Annotated in this window: 27 protein-coding genes, 2 tRNA genes and 1 rRNA gene; 24 read left to right on the plus strand and 6 right to left on the minus strand. The window is 46.1% G+C overall.

Going from position 1 to position 18538, the window contains the following annotated elements:
- Positions 1-78 precede the first annotated feature (78 nt).
- Positions 79-3756 carry a methionine synthase gene (gene metH / locus L3V35_RS21025; protein ID WP_054547889.1) on the minus strand — a complete coding sequence of 1226 codons (3678 nt, stop codon included), beginning with the start codon at positions 3754-3756 and terminating at the stop codon, positions 79-81.
- Positions 3757-3925: 169 nt separating this feature from the next.
- Between metH and L3V35_RS21030 the strand changes: the two genes are divergently transcribed.
- On the plus strand, positions 3926-5206 hold the full coding sequence (locus tag L3V35_RS21030; RefSeq protein WP_017078851.1) for a sodium:proton antiporter: 1281 nt from the start codon (positions 3926-3928) through the stop codon (positions 5204-5206).
- A gap of 1105 nt (positions 5207-6311) precedes the next feature.
- On the opposite strand, the gene L3V35_RS21035 is transcribed toward L3V35_RS21030, so the two are convergent.
- Both L3V35_RS21035 and L3V35_RS21040 read right to left on the minus strand, forming a co-directional pair.
- A complete protein-coding gene (locus tag L3V35_RS21035; RefSeq protein ID WP_237300571.1) occupies positions 6312-6971 on the minus strand; it encodes a hypothetical protein in 660 nt (219 codons plus the stop codon).
- Between the two features lie 36 nt (positions 6972-7007).
- Positions 7008-7304 carry a helix-turn-helix transcriptional regulator gene (locus L3V35_RS21040; RefSeq protein ID WP_048669588.1) on the minus strand — a complete coding sequence of 99 codons (297 nt, stop codon included), beginning with the start codon at positions 7302-7304 and terminating at the stop codon, positions 7008-7010.
- 121 nt (positions 7305-7425) lie between these two features.
- Here L3V35_RS21040 and L3V35_RS21045 point away from each other — a divergent pair, with 121 nt between their 5' ends.
- The 23 genes from L3V35_RS21045 (at position 7426) to L3V35_RS25485 (ending at position 17917) form a co-directional block, all read left to right on the plus strand.
- Positions 7426-7641, plus strand: a complete 216-nt coding sequence (locus tag L3V35_RS21045) for a hypothetical protein (protein ID WP_192854163.1) — start codon at positions 7426-7428, stop codon at positions 7639-7641.
- On the plus strand, positions 7638-7835 hold the full coding sequence (locus tag L3V35_RS21050; RefSeq protein WP_102502830.1) for a hypothetical protein: 198 nt from the start codon (positions 7638-7640) through the stop codon (positions 7833-7835). Before L3V35_RS21045 ends, L3V35_RS21050 begins: the two co-directional genes overlap by 4 nt.
- Positions 7836-7839: 4 nt before the next feature.
- Positions 7840-8109 (plus strand): hypothetical protein, encoded by a 270-nt coding sequence (locus L3V35_RS21055; protein ID WP_237300572.1) that lies wholly within the window; start codon positions 7840-7842, stop codon positions 8107-8109.
- A complete protein-coding gene (locus L3V35_RS21060; protein WP_237300573.1) occupies positions 8106-8369 on the plus strand; it encodes a hypothetical protein in 264 nt (87 codons plus the stop codon). Before L3V35_RS21055 ends, L3V35_RS21060 begins: the two co-directional genes overlap by 4 nt.
- A gap of 33 nt (positions 8370-8402) precedes the next feature.
- On the plus strand, positions 8403-8606 hold the full coding sequence (locus tag L3V35_RS21065) for a hypothetical protein (RefSeq protein WP_237300574.1): 204 nt from the start codon (positions 8403-8405) through the stop codon (positions 8604-8606).
- A 2-nt stretch (positions 8607-8608) separates the two neighbouring features.
- The gene (locus L3V35_RS21070) at positions 8609-8872 is read left to right on the plus strand and encodes a hypothetical protein (protein ID WP_237300575.1); all 264 of its coding nucleotides are present in this window, start codon (positions 8609-8611) and stop codon (positions 8870-8872) included.
- Between the two features lie 9 nt (positions 8873-8881).
- Positions 8882-10747: a replication endonuclease gene (locus L3V35_RS21075; RefSeq protein WP_237300576.1), complete on the plus strand. Its 1866-nt coding sequence runs from the start codon at positions 8882-8884 to the stop codon at positions 10745-10747.
- Between the two features lie 65 nt (positions 10748-10812).
- Positions 10813-11130 (plus strand): hypothetical protein, encoded by a 318-nt coding sequence (locus L3V35_RS21080; protein ID WP_132715526.1) that lies wholly within the window; start codon positions 10813-10815, stop codon positions 11128-11130.
- Positions 11123-11680: a hypothetical protein gene (locus L3V35_RS21085; RefSeq protein ID WP_237300577.1), complete on the plus strand. Its 558-nt coding sequence runs from the start codon at positions 11123-11125 to the stop codon at positions 11678-11680. The genes L3V35_RS21080 and L3V35_RS21085 overlap by 8 nt, the downstream gene beginning before the upstream one ends.
- Positions 11667-12134, plus strand: coding sequence for a hypothetical protein (locus L3V35_RS21090; RefSeq protein WP_237300578.1), 468 nt, complete (start codon positions 11667-11669; stop codon positions 12132-12134). Before L3V35_RS21085 ends, L3V35_RS21090 begins: the two co-directional genes overlap by 14 nt.
- Positions 12094-12858 (plus strand): hypothetical protein, encoded by a 765-nt coding sequence (locus tag L3V35_RS21095; protein ID WP_048669412.1) that lies wholly within the window; start codon positions 12094-12096, stop codon positions 12856-12858. Before L3V35_RS21090 ends, L3V35_RS21095 begins: the two co-directional genes overlap by 41 nt.
- A 131-nt stretch (positions 12859-12989) precedes the next feature.
- Positions 12990-13118 (plus strand): hypothetical protein, encoded by a 129-nt coding sequence (locus tag L3V35_RS25480; RefSeq protein WP_017081565.1) that lies wholly within the window; start codon positions 12990-12992, stop codon positions 13116-13118.
- Between the two features lie 12 nt (positions 13119-13130).
- The gene (locus L3V35_RS21100) at positions 13131-13946 is read left to right on the plus strand and encodes a major capsid protein P2 (protein ID WP_192854169.1); all 816 of its coding nucleotides are present in this window, start codon (positions 13131-13133) and stop codon (positions 13944-13946) included.
- 9 nt (positions 13947-13955) lie between these two features.
- Positions 13956-14228, plus strand: a complete 273-nt coding sequence (locus tag L3V35_RS21105) for a hypothetical protein (protein ID WP_132715530.1) — start codon at positions 13956-13958, stop codon at positions 14226-14228.
- 3 nt (positions 14229-14231) lie between these two features.
- Positions 14232-14378, plus strand: a complete 147-nt coding sequence (locus tag L3V35_RS21110; protein ID WP_237300579.1) for a hypothetical protein — start codon at positions 14232-14234, stop codon at positions 14376-14378.
- Positions 14378-14584, plus strand: a complete 207-nt coding sequence (locus L3V35_RS21115) for a hypothetical protein (RefSeq protein ID WP_048658788.1) — start codon at positions 14378-14380, stop codon at positions 14582-14584. Before L3V35_RS21110 ends, L3V35_RS21115 begins: the two co-directional genes overlap by 1 nt.
- Positions 14565-15521, plus strand: coding sequence for a hypothetical protein (locus tag L3V35_RS21120; RefSeq protein WP_237300580.1), 957 nt, complete (start codon positions 14565-14567; stop codon positions 15519-15521). Before L3V35_RS21115 ends, L3V35_RS21120 begins: the two co-directional genes overlap by 20 nt.
- Entirely contained in the window at positions 15518-16141 is a 624-nt protein-coding gene (locus L3V35_RS21125; protein ID WP_237300581.1) for a hypothetical protein, read from the plus strand. Before L3V35_RS21120 ends, L3V35_RS21125 begins: the two co-directional genes overlap by 4 nt.
- A complete protein-coding gene (locus L3V35_RS21130; protein ID WP_237300582.1) occupies positions 16138-16572 on the plus strand; it encodes a hypothetical protein in 435 nt (144 codons plus the stop codon). The genes L3V35_RS21125 and L3V35_RS21130 overlap by 4 nt, the downstream gene beginning before the upstream one ends.
- The gene (locus tag L3V35_RS21135) at positions 16556-16891 is read left to right on the plus strand and encodes a hypothetical protein (protein WP_132715534.1); all 336 of its coding nucleotides are present in this window, start codon (positions 16556-16558) and stop codon (positions 16889-16891) included. Before L3V35_RS21130 ends, L3V35_RS21135 begins: the two co-directional genes overlap by 17 nt.
- Positions 16892-16950: 59 nt before the next feature.
- The gene (locus L3V35_RS21140) at positions 16951-17379 is read left to right on the plus strand and encodes a M15 family metallopeptidase (protein WP_237300583.1); all 429 of its coding nucleotides are present in this window, start codon (positions 16951-16953) and stop codon (positions 17377-17379) included.
- Positions 17376-17786, plus strand: a complete 411-nt coding sequence (locus L3V35_RS21145; protein ID WP_192854173.1) for a hypothetical protein — start codon at positions 17376-17378, stop codon at positions 17784-17786. The genes L3V35_RS21140 and L3V35_RS21145 overlap by 4 nt, the downstream gene beginning before the upstream one ends.
- A complete protein-coding gene (locus tag L3V35_RS25485; RefSeq protein ID WP_258166914.1) occupies positions 17786-17917 on the plus strand; it encodes a hypothetical protein in 132 nt (43 codons plus the stop codon). The genes L3V35_RS21145 and L3V35_RS25485 overlap by 1 nt, the downstream gene beginning before the upstream one ends.
- A 181-nt stretch (positions 17918-18098) precedes the next feature.
- Here L3V35_RS25485 and L3V35_RS21150 read toward each other — a convergent pair.
- The 3 genes from L3V35_RS21150 to rrf form a co-directional block, all read right to left on the minus strand.
- A tRNA-Trp gene (locus tag L3V35_RS21150) sits at positions 18099-18175 on the minus strand.
- Positions 18176-18235: 60 nt separating this feature from the next.
- A tRNA-Asp gene (locus L3V35_RS21155) sits at positions 18236-18312 on the minus strand.
- Positions 18313-18379: 67 nt separating this feature from the next.
- Positions 18380-18495 (minus strand): 5S ribosomal RNA (rrf, locus tag L3V35_RS21160).
- Positions 18496-18538: the final 43 nt, after the last annotated feature.

Here is an 18538-nt window from a genome sequence, read left to right on the forward strand (position 1 = left end):
CCAAACGACAGATACAAAAAGGGTTGCTCTTAAGCAACCCTCTTATTTTTACGAATCAAAGCCCGTCATAGATTCAAACTAGTTAATGTTTGGACCTAACCACTTCTCAGCTTCCAACATATCCCAACCTTTACGGTCGGCATAGCTATCCACTTGATCCTGTTGAATCTGTGCAATCGCAAAGTATCGGGCATCAGGATGTGAGAAATACATACCAGACACTGAGGCACCTGGCCACATTGCGTAGCTCGTGGTTAGTGACATGTCGATTGCTTTTTCAACGTCCATCAACTCCCACAACGTGCCTTTCTCTGTATGCTCTGGGCAAGCAGGGTAACCCGGGGCTGGACGAATACCTTGGTACTTCTCTCGAATCAAATCGTCGTTAGACAAATTCTCATCAGGTGAGTAGCCCCAAATGTCCTTTCTCACTTCTTTATGCAAGTATTCAGCGAACGCTTCAGCCAATCGGTCTGCAACCGCCTGAATCATAATCGCGTTGTAGTCATCACCATTGGCTTTGTATTCATCAGCCAGCTCTCGCTCACCAATACCTCCCGTTACTGCAAAACCACCAATCCAGTCCGCTTTACCGCTGTCTTTTGGCGCAATGTAATCTGACAAACAGTAGTTAAATCCTTTTGGCTTTTCGGTTTGCTGACGAAGGTTGTGCAGAACCTTTAATACTTCAGTACGCGATTCATCGGTATACACTTCAATATCATCGCCAACACTGTTTGCTGGGAACATGGCACACATACCACGAGCTTCAAGCAATTTCTCTCTTTCTACACGGTCGAGTAAATCGTTAGCATCCTTGAAGAGACGCTTCGCTTCATCACCTACCTCTTCATGATTAAGAATTGCTGGGTACTTTCCGACTAATGACCATGTCATAAAAAACGGAGTCCAGTCGATGTACTGACGTAAAGTAGCCACATCAAAGTCCTTGAAGATGTGTACTCCCGGCTTAGCGGGTACTGGTGGCGTATAAGCTCTCCAATCAATCGCCACTTTATTAGCTCGAGCGCGTTCAAGCGTAACAGGCTTGGTACGTGGTTTCTTACGATTGTGCTGATCTCGCACACGGTCGTAATCAATATCCAACTTCTCAACAAATGCAGGCTTCAGTTCGTTAGATAGTAGAGAAGTACACACACCAACAGCACGTGAGGCATTGTTTACGTAGACCACAGGTTCAGAGTAGTTCTGTTCAATCTTAACGGCTGTATGCGCTTTAGATGTGGTTGCTCCGCCAATCAGAAGAGGCAGTTTAAAGCCTTGTCTCTCCATCTCTTTAGCCACATGAACCATCTCATCCAATGAAGGAGTGATCAAACCCGAAAGGCCAATGATATCGACGTTCTCTTCTTTAGCGACCTTAAGGATTTTTTCACATGAAACCATCACGCCCAGATCGATAATTTCGTAGTTATTACACTGCAAGACAACGCCCACAATGTTTTTACCAATATCGTGAACATCACCTTTTACGGTCGCCAGTAAGATTTTTCCGTTAGTTGCACCAACGTCTTTAGTTGCATTAATAAATGGTTCTAGATGGGCTACCGCTTGCTTCATAACACGGGCAGATTTCACCACTTGAGGAAGGAACATCTTACCTTCACCAAAGAGGTCACCAACTACGTTCATGCCATCCATTAATGGACCTTCAATCACCTCGATAGGGCGAGAGGCATTAACACGAGCTTCTTCGGTATCTTCAACAATAAAGTCGGTAATACCTTTCACTAAAGAGTGTTCTAAGCGCTTTTCTACTGGCCAGGTACGCCACTCTAAAGCCGATTTATCTTCAACTTTTCCAACTGCACGCTCTAGATATTCCGTCGCGATATCGAGTAATCGCTCTGTTGAGTCGTCTCGGCGGTTTAGAACCACATCTTCAACGGCTTCACGTAAATCCTCAGGCACATTATCGTAAATCTCTAATTGCCCCGCATTTACAATGCCCATATCCATACCGTTTTTAAAACAGTGGTATAGGAATACCGCGTGAATAGCCTCACGAACGTAGTTATTACCGCGGAAAGAGAATGAAACATTCGACACACCACCCGAGATCATCGCATGCGGAAGATCGCGTTTGATGTCCCCTACTGCTTCAATGAAGTCGACCGCATAGTTGTTATGCTCATCAATACCAGTAGCTACTGCGAAAATGTTCGGGTCAAAAATAATATCTTCTGGCGGGAAACCTACTTCATCAACAAGAATATTGTAGGCATTAGTACAAATCTCGACTTTACGCTCTCGAGTATCAGCCTGCCCTAGTTCATCGAACGCCATCACGATGACTGCTGCGCCATAACGACGAACCAGTTTAGCTTGCTCGACAAACTTTTCTTTCCCTTCCTTCAATGAGATAGAGTTAACGATACCTTTACCCTGAATACATTTCAGACCCGCTTCGATAACTTCCCATTTTGAAGAGTCGACCATGACTGGTACTTTCGAGATCTCAGGTTCAGAAGCGCATAGATTAAGGAATTTAACCATACACGCCTCAGCGTCTAGCATCCCTTCATCCATGTTGATATCGATGATCTGAGCGCCGTTCTCAACTTGCTCTCGAGCAACACTCAAAGCTTCGTCGTAGAGCTCTTCTTTAATCAATCGCTTAAATCGAGCAGAACCGGTAACGTTAGTACGCTCACCGACGTTCACAAATAGAGATTCTTTGGCAATCGTTAATGGTTCTAAGCCAGATAAACGGCAAGACACAGGCAAATCAGGTAATTGACGTGGCGTTACGCCTTCAACGGCCTCAGCCATGTGACGTATATGTTCTGGCGTCGTACCACAACAACCACCAATTAGGTTCAAGAAGCCACTCTCGGCCCATTCCTTAACGTGTTCAGCCATATCTTCAGGAGAAAGGTCATACTCACCGAATGCATTAGGTAAACCCGCGTTAGGGTGAGCGGAAACGTTACATTCAGAGATACGAGACATCTCACCAACGTACTCTCGCAGTTCGTCAGGGCCTAATGCACAGTTCAATCCAAATGAGATAGGTTTAACATGACGAAGGGCGTTGTAGAAGGCTTCTGTTGTCTGCCCTGAAAGCGTACGACCTGAAGCGTCAGTAATGGTACCGGAGATCATCACAGGAAGCGTGATGCCTACCTCTTCAAAAACAGATTCAACCGCAAAAGAACATGCTTTTGCATTTAACGTGTCGAAGATAGTCTCGATAAGAATAAGATCTGAGCCGCCTTTGATAAGTGCTCGTGTCGATTCGGAGTAAGCTTCAACAAGCTCATCAAAGCTAACATTACGATAGCCCGGATCATTAACGTCTGGGGAGATAGAACACGTTCGGTTAGTTGGACCTAACACACCCGCTACGAAACGGGGTTTGTCTGGGGTCTTTGCCGTCCATTCATCTGCCGCTTCACGAGCTAATTTTGCAGCTGTAAAGTTAATTTCTTCGCTAAGGCTTTCCATATCGTAGTCGGCCATAGCGATGGTTGTAGAGTTAAAGGTATTAGTCTCGAGGATATCAGCACCGGCTTCCAAATATTCCATATGGATATCTTTGATAAGCTTAGGTTGTGTAAGTACCAAAAGGTCGTTGTTACCTTTTAAATCACTATGCCAATCAGCAAAGCGCTCACCACGATAGTCTTGCTCTTCCAATTTATAATCCTGAATCATGGTACCCATGCCACCATCAATCAGTAAAATTCGTTGCTTCAACAGAGCGTCAATCTTTTGCCTTACATTACTTCCCACGGTACAACCTCATTCCTTTAATTATCTCTCCATCCTACCACACATTAAAAAGGAGTCTAGACGTCTAAAAGATGAAATTGATTACCAAGTCATGACAAAAAAATGTTTGCTATTTGAGCATGAGACAACGAAAATTCATATTCATACTTTGTTACATGTTGGGATCCCAATGTCGGTCTATTACACCTTATGCTTCTTGTCCGCAGCTGCCATGCTTATTGCTTTCGTGAATACCAAAATTGGTAAAATGCAGACAACCATCGCCATTACAGCTGGCTCGATGATGTTATCTCTATTAATTATCATTGCGGGACAAAACAATTGGTTCCAATTGGCTGACATCGCCTCAGAAACAGTTGCCAGTATCAACTTTGAAGATTTCCTCCTGAAAGGAATACTGGGATTCTTACTCTTTGCAGGTGGTTTGGGGATTAAGTTACCTAATCTAAAAGATCAGAAATGGGAAATAACGGTACTCGCTCTTGGCGCTACACTGTTTTCGACATTCTTTATTGGCTTTGTACTGTATGGATTCTGTCAGTTTATCGGTATTCAATTTGACCTAATTTATTGCTTACTTTTTGGTTCTCTAATCTCTCCAACCGATCCAATCGCTGTATTAGCTATAGTGAAGAAGCTCGATGCTCCCAGACGAATCTCTACTCAAATCGAGGGAGAATCTCTATTCAACGATGGTTTTGGCCTAGTGATCTTCGTTACCCTATTTACCATTGCGTTCGGTACAGAAGCACCGACTGTAGGTAGCGTGACCATGTTATTCGTCCAAGAGGCTATCGGTGGTATCGTCTATGGCTTTGTTCTAGGTTTAATATTCCATTACCTAATCAGCAACACCGATGACCACTCGATGGAGTTGCTATTAACCATAGGTATTCCGACAGCTGGTTATGCCTTTGCTGAAGTCCTACATGTATCAGGACCGTTAGCAATGGTGGTATCAGGTATCATGATTGGTAACTGGACGCGCTTTATTGGATTCTCGAAAGAGAGTGAGGATCACCTAGACCACTTCTGGGAATTGATAGATGAATTCTTAAATGGCGTCTTGTTCTTATTGATCGGTATGTCGATGTTGTTATTCAAATTCCACCAAGAAGACTGGATCTTAATGGCGTTCGCAGTACCTCTAGTGCTAAGCGCACGCTACCTAAGTGTTTTCTTGTCTTATATCGGATTCAAACGCTTTAGAACTTACAACCCTTGGTCAATCAAGATCTTAACTTGGGGTGGGTTGCGTGGTGGACTAGCTCTAGCCATGGCACTTTCAATCCCTTCAGGTATCTGGGTGATTGAAGACAAGGCAATAGATGTTAAAGAGATAATCCTCGTCATGACATACGCTGTTGTTGTGTTCTCAATCTTAGTTCAAGGTTCAACAATTACTCCAATGATAGAGAAAGCGAAACAAGCTGAGAAAGAGCTGGATTAGCATCTAAAAAGATTAACCAGGCTGCCTAATTTAGGTGGCCTTTTTTGTGCCTGATGAAAGTCAGGTTCACCAATTTCCTAACTGAAGCTCTAGCTGAAAGGTATACGTGAAACATAGAGCCTATCTCGACATTTGATGCACTATTATTAGAGTAATCAAAAACCTTATGTAGATTGAACACTGGATTTGGTTAGTACCAAAGTGAAGGCAAAGGATGTTTAATCCTGATAAAGACGACATGTAAACAGCGATAGCGATCTTAGCCAGAAATTTCACTGGAATTGAAACCATGTAAAAAACCCTTTCTTCTACGTACTAGCGAGTCTCCCAATAGACCAATCTTCAGTTGTATAAGCATAACTCGCAAGGCTTCAGCATCCGATGATTGAAATAAAAATAATGAGACTCAACGTCTAGCAGTAATTGATTTTGTCGTTAGCGGAAACTTCGGAGCTTGGTGAGTGTTGAACAGGAAGCTCTAGTTTTCAACTAAGTACTTAAATGCGACAAGATTGTACTAAGTAGGTATTAAAGCGGTTCGATTAAATAGGTGTAGCTAGAGGAACACTTAATATTTCTAGCGTTACGTTAAAGGTGACAGGCATAGTAATTCTACCTGGGCGCGCAGTCTAGAGACTTAAATATGGTAGGGGTGGGGAGGTTCGAACTCCCAACACACGCTGTTTTGGTAAGTCGGAAAATCCGCTGCTTTGCTAATGGCGTATGTAAATTAGATTCAGAAAGCAAAAAGGCTCTAGCATTTCTGCTAGAGCCTTAAATATGGCAGGGGTGGAGAGATTCGAACTCCCAACACGCGGATTTGGAATTCTAAAAAACTAGCTTTAAAAACAGATTGTTAGACTTAAAGTAAAACGTAAATACAAGTATTTCCGCTTATTTCAGTATTTTATTTTAACTCAAACCCTCAGAACCCAGGATATAAATATAATAATTCCACCTTTTTGATACAGCTATGCAGCCCTAGTGGACTCAAGTCACCATAAAATAGTACAGAGTATAACCGAGGTAGATCTCCGTAACTAACGACAACTTTCTTTTGATTGATAAGGGGGGAAGGCTAATTATTCTCTCGCCTTGAGTTAATTCAAATCGACTTTAAATGGGGTTTCGGAACACTAAGCATATATTTTTTAATAAGAATATCTTCCGATAAGCCGCACTCTCTTAGAATCTTAGCCCAAGTATATGAATCAAGCATATTAATAGCATTTTGTATAATAAGAGGTTGCTCAATAGCTATTTTTTCATCATTATCCTCTACTTTAGTTTGACCACTTCGGTTAAGAAATGTAAAACCGGACTTAGCTTTTTCCTGAGTTATCAAACCGAGTTTGGCAGCTCTATATATAAGAGCCTTATAACTAACACCCCATCGGATTTTTAAGACAATCGCCCTAAGATAGGCATGCTCTCGGTTTATGGTAGTGGTGGTCACTTCAATACTTCGTTGCTCTCGATAGTGCGCAAAATCTTTACTGGTGAAATCACTCGCAATGGGGTTCCCCAAACGCTCTGATATTCGATAAAGACTCTTTCTCAGCCGAATATGATCGCGTAGCGTCTTACCGTGCATTCGATACCAAAGCGTGATCAATTCATCCAGCGTCCGAAAGTCCTTACCCGCACATTCTCGCTCAAGTTTTAAGGCTAACCGCTTATCAAGTTGCATGGCCTTTCGTTCACTCTCAAACACCTGATTAGGGGCCAGACTTGAATAATAATTCGCATTCTTCTTTAAAATCATTCTTCCTCCATCTGTAATATTTAAGCAAACAAACCGTTAGGCAAGCTTCTTGTTGCTGGTTGTTTTTTCGACAATTCCGAGCTCTGATAGTATAGAGAAGTCGGGACTAATCTGGCCCGACTCAGGGAGAACTTCATCGGTCATCAACCAATAGGTATATTTTTTGAAGCGCTCATGCTTTGTGATCTTCATCAAAAAATCACCTTTTGGTTCTCTTCTTTCTTGTTCGTAATTTCGCTGAGCTCCTACTGATATATCAATAAGTTGTGACATTTCTTCCTGACTTAACCTCTCCGCAATTCGTATCGCTTTGATTTTTTTTCCTAATTCCACACTTGACCCCACTACTACATATGACGTAGCTTAAACACTAACTACTACAAATGACGCAGTAGAATAAGTAACTCTATTTCCGTGTATTTCACGAAAATCATCAAACATACGAGGATATCACATGCCAATGCTGCCCGCGTTATTCATGTCTGTGCCTTTATTTGCACGTTCTCACGGAATGAGTGAAAGACAGGTACTCGATCGTCTTGATAACGCTGATTTACCCGAAATAGAAAAAGAACTCGATGCAGGAAAGCGGTATGTCGACCTCGTTGAACTCGCCGCTCGTATGGAAGCAGGACAATTCAAACTGTCGATATTGAGGAAGAAATCATGACTCCTCTCATTCAAATCTTTTCAAACCAAAAATGCCTACCGGTGGAAGTCGTGCCAGCCAATGAGCACTCCTCGAATTTCTCGCATGCCGTGTCAGAAATGGAAGACCGAGCCGGTCACCCTGCGTCGTTCATGGCAACCAATCTTGCCATCATCCCGCTTGAGGGTGATTTGCGCATAGTCGTACAAGGATAAGCCCATGACTCACGCCGACGTCACTCAACACCTTTACCGTTTTTGGGTGGAGGCGTACCACCAAGATATGCACTGCCTAAAAGAAAGTGCCCCATCGAGCTTGGTGTCTCAAGCGCAATCTGAGCTCATTCATGAATCGATTCTTGAGCGTTTACATGAAGTGCGCGTCTACGCCGAAACCAGCGGCGAACACCGCTTAGCCCAATCCATCGATAACGCTTGCACAAAGATGTACTTGTTCAACGAAGCACCCTGCAAGGAGTTAGCCCAATGAAAGTCCAAACCGAGAACAACCTTGTCTATGACAGCAAACACCCAAAATGCCAACTCCACTTTGCCCGAACCCACGGGCGCGGATTTGCGTTTATTCAATGCCTCGATACCGGCTTAGACGGTAAAGCGGAAAGGGTTAAGCGTTACTGGGGATTCTATACCGACTCTCTTGATGAAAAAGAGAATGAAGCGGATGTTTATCGCATCATGAATTCAGGCAGTCCATGGCCTGACTTACCATCTTGCCATCATCCCGCTTGAAGATGATTTGCGCATTGTTGTGCAGGGGGAGTCATGGAAACACAAATTTACTCTATCAATATCGACGCTAACACCTACGAAGAAGCTAAAGAGCTTTTTGATTACGCTACACGAAGAGTCACGCCAAAAGTTAACGCTTGCTTGTCTCTTGAAAAGCGAGCAAATCAAAGCTTTTGGGTGCATGTTCGCAATCAATCGCTTGAAGCCATGAATGTACTAAAGCACTTAGAAAAATAAGTATGAGTGACGTTACTTACAAAGAGGCAGTGTCTATCGCAGAGCTGCCTATCACCGACCCCATACACAAGCCCTGCCCCGACATGGAAGGGCTCAAAAACTTTGACCCAGAAAAAACCGAGAGAGCGCGTTTCTTAATATCGAAGCTAAGAGAAAAGCACGGCATTAAAAAGCGCGTTAAACCGACACCTAAACCCTTGAATTACACCTGCACCGAACGAGGTTGTATCGAGCCTTGGGGAACAGTGAGTAAAGGAAAAACTTAAGGTTGGACTATGAGTACTTACAAACGATTCCATCAACCCAACATCAATCTGTCGTTAAGTCAGTATGTCTCCAATCTCACAGCGCACCTGCCGGTGATGATGCGTCAAGATCTGGAAATTAAATTAGGGCTGAGGAAAAAGCGCAGCAATCCGACCGACCGTAATCTCGCCTTATTCATCACCGAACGCGTGAGCTTTGTGGATAACGTCGTCCACCACTTTACCCAAAAATTCCCGTTTGGTTTCGTCAGCCATGAGCCCAAACCGCTCGAACTGACTCACGACATCTTGATGGGCGATGATGCGCTTAAAAATTTCGCCATTCAACTCACCGTGGCCTTTGTCGATATCATCAATGATATTGCCGTGACCGACACCGAAGCGCGTATTGATGGCATTCCTGAGAGCCCCACCGATTACTATCACGCCCTGCACTATGCCTTTGAACAAATCCGAGATTTGATGCTCAAGGTCTTCATCGAGCCTCCGAGTGCCGACACGCGTGATATCGGTAAAAAACTCACGGTTCGTGACGCTGAGATCTTATTAGAGTGCGCGATTCGTCGTTGTATAGACCCTAAAAACTTAGTACGTAAATTCAAACGCCTTCGCAAGCGCTACATTGAACACGCTCAAGTCACCCTTGGCAATGTCGGGGAAAAACCCAGCCAACATTGCAATGTGTCGCGCCTGACTCTCTCCAACTTCAAGCAGCAATTACGCGAGTCCGAAGCCTTCATGAAAAGCATGGTGGTCATCAACCACGAGACCCTGCAAGAATTCAATCTCGATGAGGTGGCCTCTCGTACGACCGCCAATCCAGAAAATCGATACATTGAGTTGGTGGTTCGCAGTCGCGGGGATGAAGAGCGGGCCATCGATATGGGATTCGAAGGGGTCTTCATCACTTGGACGTTGCCCTCCCAATATCACCGCAATTCGCCTAAGTGGAACGGCTGCACCGTCAAAGAAGCGCATCAAAACCTGATGGAACAATGGAGGCTCGCCCGTGCCCACTTCGCCAAACAAGACATTCCTTGGTTTGGCCTACGGGTGGCCGAGCCCCACAAAGACGGCACACCTCACCTGCATGCGTTTGTCTATTGCCCTGCAGAATACAAAGTCGAACTCATGCGTATTTGTGCGAAGATTTCCCGAAGTGAAGATGCCGACGAGCTCTACAACAAAAAGAAACGCAAAGCCCGTTTTCACGCGAAACCTTGCAACCCTAAGAAAGGCAGCGCTACTGGCTACATCATCAAATACATCTCTAAGAACATCAACGGGGCGCACCTCCCAGAGGGTAACGCGGCCAGTAAGGCTCTTTCTGTACGCGCTTGGGCCAGTGCGTGGGGCATCAAACAGTTCTCTCAATCGGGCTCCCCAGCGGTGGGTCTATGGCGACAACTCCGACGCGCAAACAAAGCCGATGTGGCGATTGATGAAGCATTAATCGACCTGCATGAGCATGCGGATAAATCACGATGGAAAGAATTTACGCAGCACATTGGGGATTTACGCCTCGCCCATGAAACGCAGATTAACCAGTACGGCGAAACCACCAAGCGGGTGATCGGATTGGAATGGTTAGGTCACGTGATTGAAACCTGCCGCGATCACTTTTCAGTGGTGGCGAAGTGCGATGTGGACGCGTGGAAAAAAGCGCGGAGCGCTGTCCCTTGGAGCACTGAAAATAAGTGTAACCCACCGCCGGAAATGGAGATATCCCCGCTCGAAAAAGCGTTGATGGACGTGACGGGTTGGAGCGTAAAAGGGGTTCAATGCTTGCTTAAACCGTTATCGATGGGGGCGAAAATCCCCATTGATAAGCACACCACTCTCAGCCTGATAAATGGACGGCTGGGAGTGACTTAACCCACGCCAACGATGTGAATCAGGGGCCTTTATCCAATACCAACGTCGAGAGACAGAGGAAGACAATGAAAAGACTATCGCTTGAGGAGTGTCAACGAGATTTAGCCGCCCTCGATGCGGCTGATAAGCTGACAGCCAGCCTAAAAGTGGAAATTGACCGTTTTAAAGAAATGGACACCGGCGCACTCATGAAAAAAGCCATGGGAATGTTGATGAGCGGCAACCTTTCACTGGAGGCGCTAGGCCTTCCCGTTAACTTGTTTGAGCAGCTTGAACACCTCGAAAAGCTCAATGGGGTGGCTCGCCTGAAATACCGCTCAGTTGTAGAGGCTCAAAAGCAGCAGCTTGATGAGATTGAAAGTGCAGAGGTGGATCATGGCTGAACATAAAAACCCAATCCGTGGGTATATATCTTGTCCAGTTTGTCAGTCGGTCGCCAGCGCCCATCAAGTGGGGGAAGGGAAGCTCATCGCTACAGGGGAGCCGCCTAAAAACAGCCGCAACATTGGATTGATGTATTACCGTTGCCCGAAGTGCGGTAACAGCTCACATAGCCATGAAGTGACCAAGTTCATTAAAGCGAATCTTGTCGCTGACTCAGCCGAACTTCAACAGACGGTCACCGAGAAATCGTTGGTGGTTGATCCGGTTTTGATAACCGAACCTAACCGAACAGAGGTAACCGAGCTAACCGAGGGGTTAACCGAACAGGAAGAAACACAGGAAACCAGTAAAGACGCGGTTTCCAACCGAGAGGTAACCGAAACCGCCGACGATGAAGAAGCTGAAAACACCCAAAGCACGTTTTCCTTTAAACGAGTCATAACAGCGTTGGTGTCGGTTATCTTCCTCTTCTGGGCATTTTCTCAACTGCTACCCAAACCGAAAGCCACAACCGAACAAGTGCAAGGGGGGGAGCATGAAGCAAACTAACGAAGTCTTGTTGGATGAGCCTGCGGCGGTGGATGATTGGGGGGATTTTGGGGCGGTCATTGATCAGCTCGAACAGCAAGAGCAAGGTGAGACCGACTCGGTTAGCCTAACCGAGTCAACCGAAAGCGTCACCGAAGATAAAACCGAAGCCATGGCGGGGTTACTGGATATTGTGTTCGCCTTGACCGAACAAGCCACGTCCATTATTTCAGGGGTTGAGTTTGAATTTGACGGTAAAGGTAAACAAGCCGTCATTGATGCCGCGCAACCGGTCTTTGCAAAGCATGGTTCAACCTTGATGGGAGTGTTTGGGGATTACATTGAAGAGGCCACGCTACTGCTTGCTGTTTTGGGCTTGATCTATTCGTCTAAACAACAAATAGCCGTATTGATGCAAGCCAAGGAGGTCGAGAGTGAACAAACCAACCCCCCTAGCCCTACCGAATCCCATTAACGCTAACCCATCCTTTGATGCTGAACACACCCTTTATGTAGCGGGAACGGGAGGGGGGAAAACCTCAGCCGTTAAGTATTTAGGGTTAATCCCTAAAACCGCACAAGCGGTCTTTTTTGACCCCTACACCAACTACGCGGGGAGTAAATTTCAAGGGCAAATGTGCCACGGCACGAAGTCACGTCTAGCGTTTGTGAAATCGCTGGTGATGGCGCGTCGTCGTGGCGGCTCGTTTAAGTTGGCGTACATTCCAGCCAATGGGGCAACCTATGAAGAGTTGGAATTTTTCGCGTCAGTGGTGTGGTCGGTCGGTAACGGCCGCGCAAGCCGGCTCTATACGGTGATTGAAGAGTTAGCCTCCTGCGTAGAAACCTCTGGCAAACTTCGAGGTCGTGCGGGTGAGCTGTTGCGTGGCGGGCGTCAGTATGGCCTTGTGGTGCACTCCATATTTCAACGAGGTCAAGAGGTGCCGAAAACCGTGACCGAACAATCCAGCGTTTGGTGGGTGGGCGCGGTTAATTCCATGAGTGATGCTCAATGGATCGCGGATAAACGCGGGTTGGATGTGAATACTATTGCGACGTTGAAATCCGCTAAGGTCAACAAGCAACGTATTGGAAAACCGATCGCGGAATACCTATTGATCCGTGATGGTATCGGTAATATTGAGCATAAGGCGCTGAACTGTCAGTCAGGCTCAAGACTCAATTTGAACTATCGATAATCAGCCTTTTTAACCTATAGGTTACCCGTCCAACCTATAGGTTAACTCCCCTTTCTTTTTAAACGCAACTCCACTTCTATAAAGACTCAATGTATCTGTTCGAAATCCAACGTCGAGAGACAGGGGAGTTTATGAAAGCTCAGCATAAAAACATCTTGATTGCTGTTGTACTGACCTTACTGATGATTGCCATCATTAATAACGTCTCAACGTTAGAAGCAGTCAAACAACTCATCAACGGCAAACGTGGCTGGTTTTAAGGGGAGACAAACATGTCAGTAAAACCAATCAAACTGAATTCCATGGTCGGGGCCGCTTGGGGACAAAAAGGCACGCTGCCTATTCCTGTTGGGCCGACTTACCATGAGTTAGTGCTAGAGACGAATGCCGAGGCCGCCGAGATTGAACGCTTGTCGATTACGCTGAATGCAGAGGAAATCTATGTCTTAACGGGCAGTGAAATCCTGATGTTAGAGCGCTACAAGCAACGTGCTCATACGAATGGCCATTACGTGATCCCATTCAGTGACATTACCGCTCGCACTAAAAATGGGGTTCGCTACACAGGACTCGTGACGGAGGCGGGCGATAACATTCATTTGGATATTCAGTTCAAAGCGAAAGCCAGCGGTGAGCCATTGTCTATCCAGGTTCATGCTTGGGTCACCAATGCGCAACCTGCCCGTATCTTGGTTCCAATGATAAAGCGTGAAACCATGCCAGCGAACGCCGCAGGGGTAAACGAGTTTACGAGCTTAGTATCAAGTCCGTTAATCAGTTTGCGCCGTGCACACTTTATGCACGCGGGGATCACCAAGCTCGAAATTGAACGTGACTTTGTGAAAGAGTACGAAGCCAACAAGTTCATCAATAATGCGAACGCCAAACGGAACGAACGTACGCCACAAGCGGGCTATTTTCATTTTGATCCGATTGTGCGTGGCTTTTCTATTGATGAGCTCTTCCCAACACAGCACAGCTCTAATCTGAAGTTTTCAGTGACCACGAGTGACGTCGCCGGCTCAATTCCTATTTTGGTTGAATCGGTCAAAGTGGTTCGCCCTGAAATGCTCGCAGGTAAATACTAAGGAGCACGCATGAGCTTTTTTGATGACCTGTTGGAGTTTGGTGAAGGGGCACTCGATAGCGTGGGAGAAAATGCCGATTGGTTATTTGGTCACAACGCAAATTCGTCTAATCCCAACACCACGCAGCAGCCAAACACCCCAGTGGTCGACAATAACGGCAATGCCGTGACGAGCCCACAAGGTAGCTCTGCCGTAGTGAAAGATAACACCTTGCTTTATATCGGTGGCGGGATAGCGGCGCTCTTGGTGGTGGTTCTTCTCATTGTTCTATTCAAGGATTAGCGCATGCCATTACTTTTTATCGGTTTAGGCGGTCTTGGGCTTGGAACAGCACTCGGATTTGGTGTGAGCCAGGGGCTTAACAAAACCCTAACCGCGATTGCGGTGATGGCTTTGCTCTACCTTGCCTATAAATTGGGAGTATTTCGCTAATGCTAGGTTCATTGACTTCTTTAACGGGTGGCGGTGGTTTGACGGGCGGGTCTTCGGGACCAGCAACGTCTGGGAACACCTCCAACACTACCAATAACAGCGGCTTTACGGCCGGCGCAATGAACTTTGGCAGTCATAACGGCATACCGTGGTGGGGAATAGCGCTCGTCGCTCTTTTTGCGCTGTATGTTTTTACTCGAAAGTAACTTAATTCCTGAAACGTGGGGAAACGCTAAGCCGAAGTTAAGTAAAGCGCTTGGTGACTACCTCAAGCAAGCTGAAATTGAAGTGAAAGCGGGGCGAGAGTTCCTCTATCGAGTCGAAGACACGTTTATGTTGCTACGCGGTGAGCAATCCCCCTCCGGCACTAAGGAGCTGGTTGTGGTCGCTTTAGCGGGTGACATGGCCATCGGGACGCTCAGTGCTCTCAATCACGGAGTGGCGAATGGGTTTGATTCTATTCGCGCTCACTTTAATCAGCGCGGCGCTTATCGCTACATTCAGCGTAAATTGCAATTGCCCGTGCGAGAGATTGAGACCCACAAGAATGAGCACGTATTACAAATAAGGTTTGATGACATGGGTGGACGGAGTAAATCAAATAGCAATGCGAAAACCATCACCACGACCACCAACAAAAACAACAGTCTGGGTATTGGTGGTGATAACAACGGCTTTGCTCTGTCAGGGATAGAAAACTCTGACATTAATTTAAGCATGACTGACCACGGTGCCATGGCGGTGGCGGGTAAGACCGCAGAAGAGGCGTTTAACTTTGGTCATAACGCCTTAGATCTGGCGTCAGATAGCGTGGATGCGTCGCTTAATTTTGGTGAAAACGCACTGGATGACGCGTTTAGTTTTGGTGAGAGTGCATTAGGGGCCAATGCTGATCTGAGTGAGTACGCGATAGGGGCAAACACGAACCTGAGCGAGCACGCGATAGATTCGATTAAATCCATGGCGGGTCAACAAACGGAAACCACCAAAGCCGCGATTGCCATGGCAAACGCTTCCAAAGCAAGAGAGCAAACGGGTGAGAACGAAAGCAATAATGAGCTGTTGAAAAACGTGTCTCTTATGGTAGGTATTCTCGGTACGTTAATGACCATGGCCTATTTAGTCTCGGGGCGTAAGAAATGAAACAACTCCATACCTTAAACGCTGGCGAAAGCATTCAGTTTAACGCGGGTCAGGCGGGCAAATATCTCATCATTCGTGAAGCCAGTCATTCCCTGATGCTTCGCGGAGACGCGTTACGTCCTACAGAAATCGGGCGAGGTGATACGGTGGATATCACTCGTTTTGATGAGCTTGAACTTTTTAACCATCAAGAGGAATCGGTCACGGTTGAATATCAAGTGGCAGACATTCCCATCAGCACCAAATCTCAAAACATCGACATTAATAATTCCGTCGCGATTAGCGAAATCTTAACCCCCATCACTGTCAGTGCCGTTCAAGCAGAAGTGAAGACGCGCATTCAAAATGACACGCTAACTGTGGAGAAGCTCGCTGACCTTTACACCTTGCAAAAGGTCGATACGGGCCATCTGGATTTGACGGGAGACGAGCAAAGCATTGCGGGAAATGAAGAGCGAAAAGGACTCTTTATTCAAGCCTCTCAAGATAATGATCGCTCTGTTTTGGTTCAAGGGTTTATTGAGGTTGTCGCCGGTGGTCATGTGCTGATTAAAAGTAACAAGGCCGTGATGCTAGAAGGTCTGGCAGGTGACAAGGTTCGCCTAGGTGAGTTCGTATGATTAGCGTTTATAACCCAACTTATAACCCATCGCTCGGCGGCAAAGGTCTATCTGTTGATGTAGATGGCACTCTTTCAGTGGCATACACAGACAGTGCTTTGCAAATCCATAGTGTGGAGTTTCCTTTGCAACCCTGTGAGCTTTCATTAGTCACTCTAAACGTTGAAACTTCAAGACGATCTACGATTGAGAAGTTTAGAACCTATCTAAGGTATAACATTGAGGCTCTCAATGATGAGAATGACATGCTAATGAATCAGCAATGCACTTATCAGTTAGGTGAATCAACCACTAGAGACGCCATAACCTCCCCAATACACACGATTGTTGTCCCCAAAGGAGCAACAAAAATAAAAGTTCGAATGGGCTCAGGCGTCGATTTAAGGGTAATGAAAGAGAGTGAGGCTTCATTCAATGAAAGTACAAGTTAATCGCATGGGACTCATTGTCTCCGTTAATGCGCCGCAACCTAGAGAGGATTGTGAGACGCTTGATATTGAGTTAACCGACAACGTCTTAAGCAATTTGGATGACTACCTTGTTCAAGACGGAGAGGTGGTGCTTAACGAGGCTCTTGTACGGGAAAACATGAGCTACGCTCGCCAACAGCTCGCAAAGCACTATCTTGAAGCCACCGATTTTTATTTAGTACGCCAAGTAGAAACCGGTGCTGACGTGCCTCAAGAGGTTCTCTCCAAGCGAGCAACAGCCAGAGCGCTACTGGTGACCCAGTTACCGGACTTCGAATAATGGCCATTAAAAAGTTGAGTGCGCTCGCTGTGCTCTTCACTTTACTAGGAGTGTATTTCATGAACAAAAAAACCGTGGATAAGGCACTTAGTCAGTTTGCGTTATCAGCAAGAAGTGAGTCACGCATGATTGGGGTTCATGGCGATCTCAAGCGCGTGGTTCGCAGGGCGATAGAGTTAACCCCTTTTGATTTTGGGATTACCTCGGGAAAGCGAACGGACGAAGAGCAAAACGCCCTCTTCAAAAAAGGCGCCAGCCAATTAGACGGCTACAGCAAAAAAAGCCGGCACCAAACGGGGCATGCCATCGATTTTGTCGTGTATGACGAAAACAACAAAGTCACATGGGGCTTTAGTTATTACGAGCAAGTCAGTTGGGCGTTTAAACAAGCGGCGCAAGAGCTGAATGTCCCTATTGTCTGGGGTGGGGATTGGGTTAGCTTTAAAGATGGGCCTCATGTGGAACTCGATAAACGGGTTTACGCATGATAGGCGCCATCGCCAACCTCATTACCGGCGGTATTGATGCCTATAAGCAGCATGGCCTCAATAAAGCGAATGCCCTCAAGCGACAAGATGAGCTCGAACAAGAGCGTCACCAAGCTCAAGTGAAGCGTTTACAGTCTGGTGATGAAAAGGCCGCCGATTTAGATAGGGTGAGCCTCAAAGATCGCGGCCTTAAAGATGAGTTCATTCTCTTAGTGGTGTTTGTTCCTCTCATCTTGTCGTTTATTCCAGACTATGCCGAGCATGTGCAAGAAGGCTTCAAAGCGTTGGAATTTGTGCCCGAATACTATTGGTACATAGTGGGCGCAGTGGTCATCGACACGTTTGGTTTTCGCTCTATGGTGCGTTACTTACTGGAGTTCTTTTCATTTAAATTCAGGGGTAAGTAATGGAGCTACTCGTCTCACTGAACAGCATGGGCTTATCGCCGACCTGGATAGCGTTACTCGTTGTGTTATGGAAGCAAGATAAACGCTTGACCATCATTGAAACAATTTTAGAGGGTAAAAAGAATGGCTAAAACAGGGGTCAAAAGAAACGGCACGTTAAAAAAGGGGTATCGCTTCGCCAAAGGTGGGCGTGTTGTGAAAGCAAAAAGCATCACCAAGAAGCGAAAAAAACGTCGATAAAATAAATTGCAGATAGCAAAAAGGCCACTCAATGAGTGGCCTTTTTTCATGCATAAAAATGCACTTTGAAGATGGCAGGGGTGGAGAGATTCGAACTCCCAACACGCGGATTTGGAATCCGCTGCTCTGCCAATTGGAGCTACACCCCTAAAATTTTTTACTACGTCAGATTCGAAAAAACCTCGCACTAGGCGAGGTTATCGAATAAGTGGCGGAGTGGACGGGACTCGAACCCGCGACCCCCGGCGTGACAGGCCGGTATTCTAACCAACTGAACTACCACTCCGCAGTGGTCAACTCACTAAGTGAGCGTCCATATCTCCAGGTCGGTCAACCTAAAGATTTAATTTAAAGCCTGGCGATGTCCTACTCTCACATGGGGAAACCCCACACTACCATCGGCGCTATTGTGTTTCACTTCTGAGTTCGGCATGGAATCAGGTGGGTCCACAATGCTATGGTCGCCAAGCAAATTTTAAAATTCGGAAAGCTGCTTCTCTATTTAATAGAGC

Source organism: Vibrio sp. L5-1, assembly GCF_021728315.1.
Classification (GTDB): Bacteria; Pseudomonadota; Gammaproteobacteria; order Enterobacterales; family Vibrionaceae; genus Vibrio; species Vibrio splendidus_K.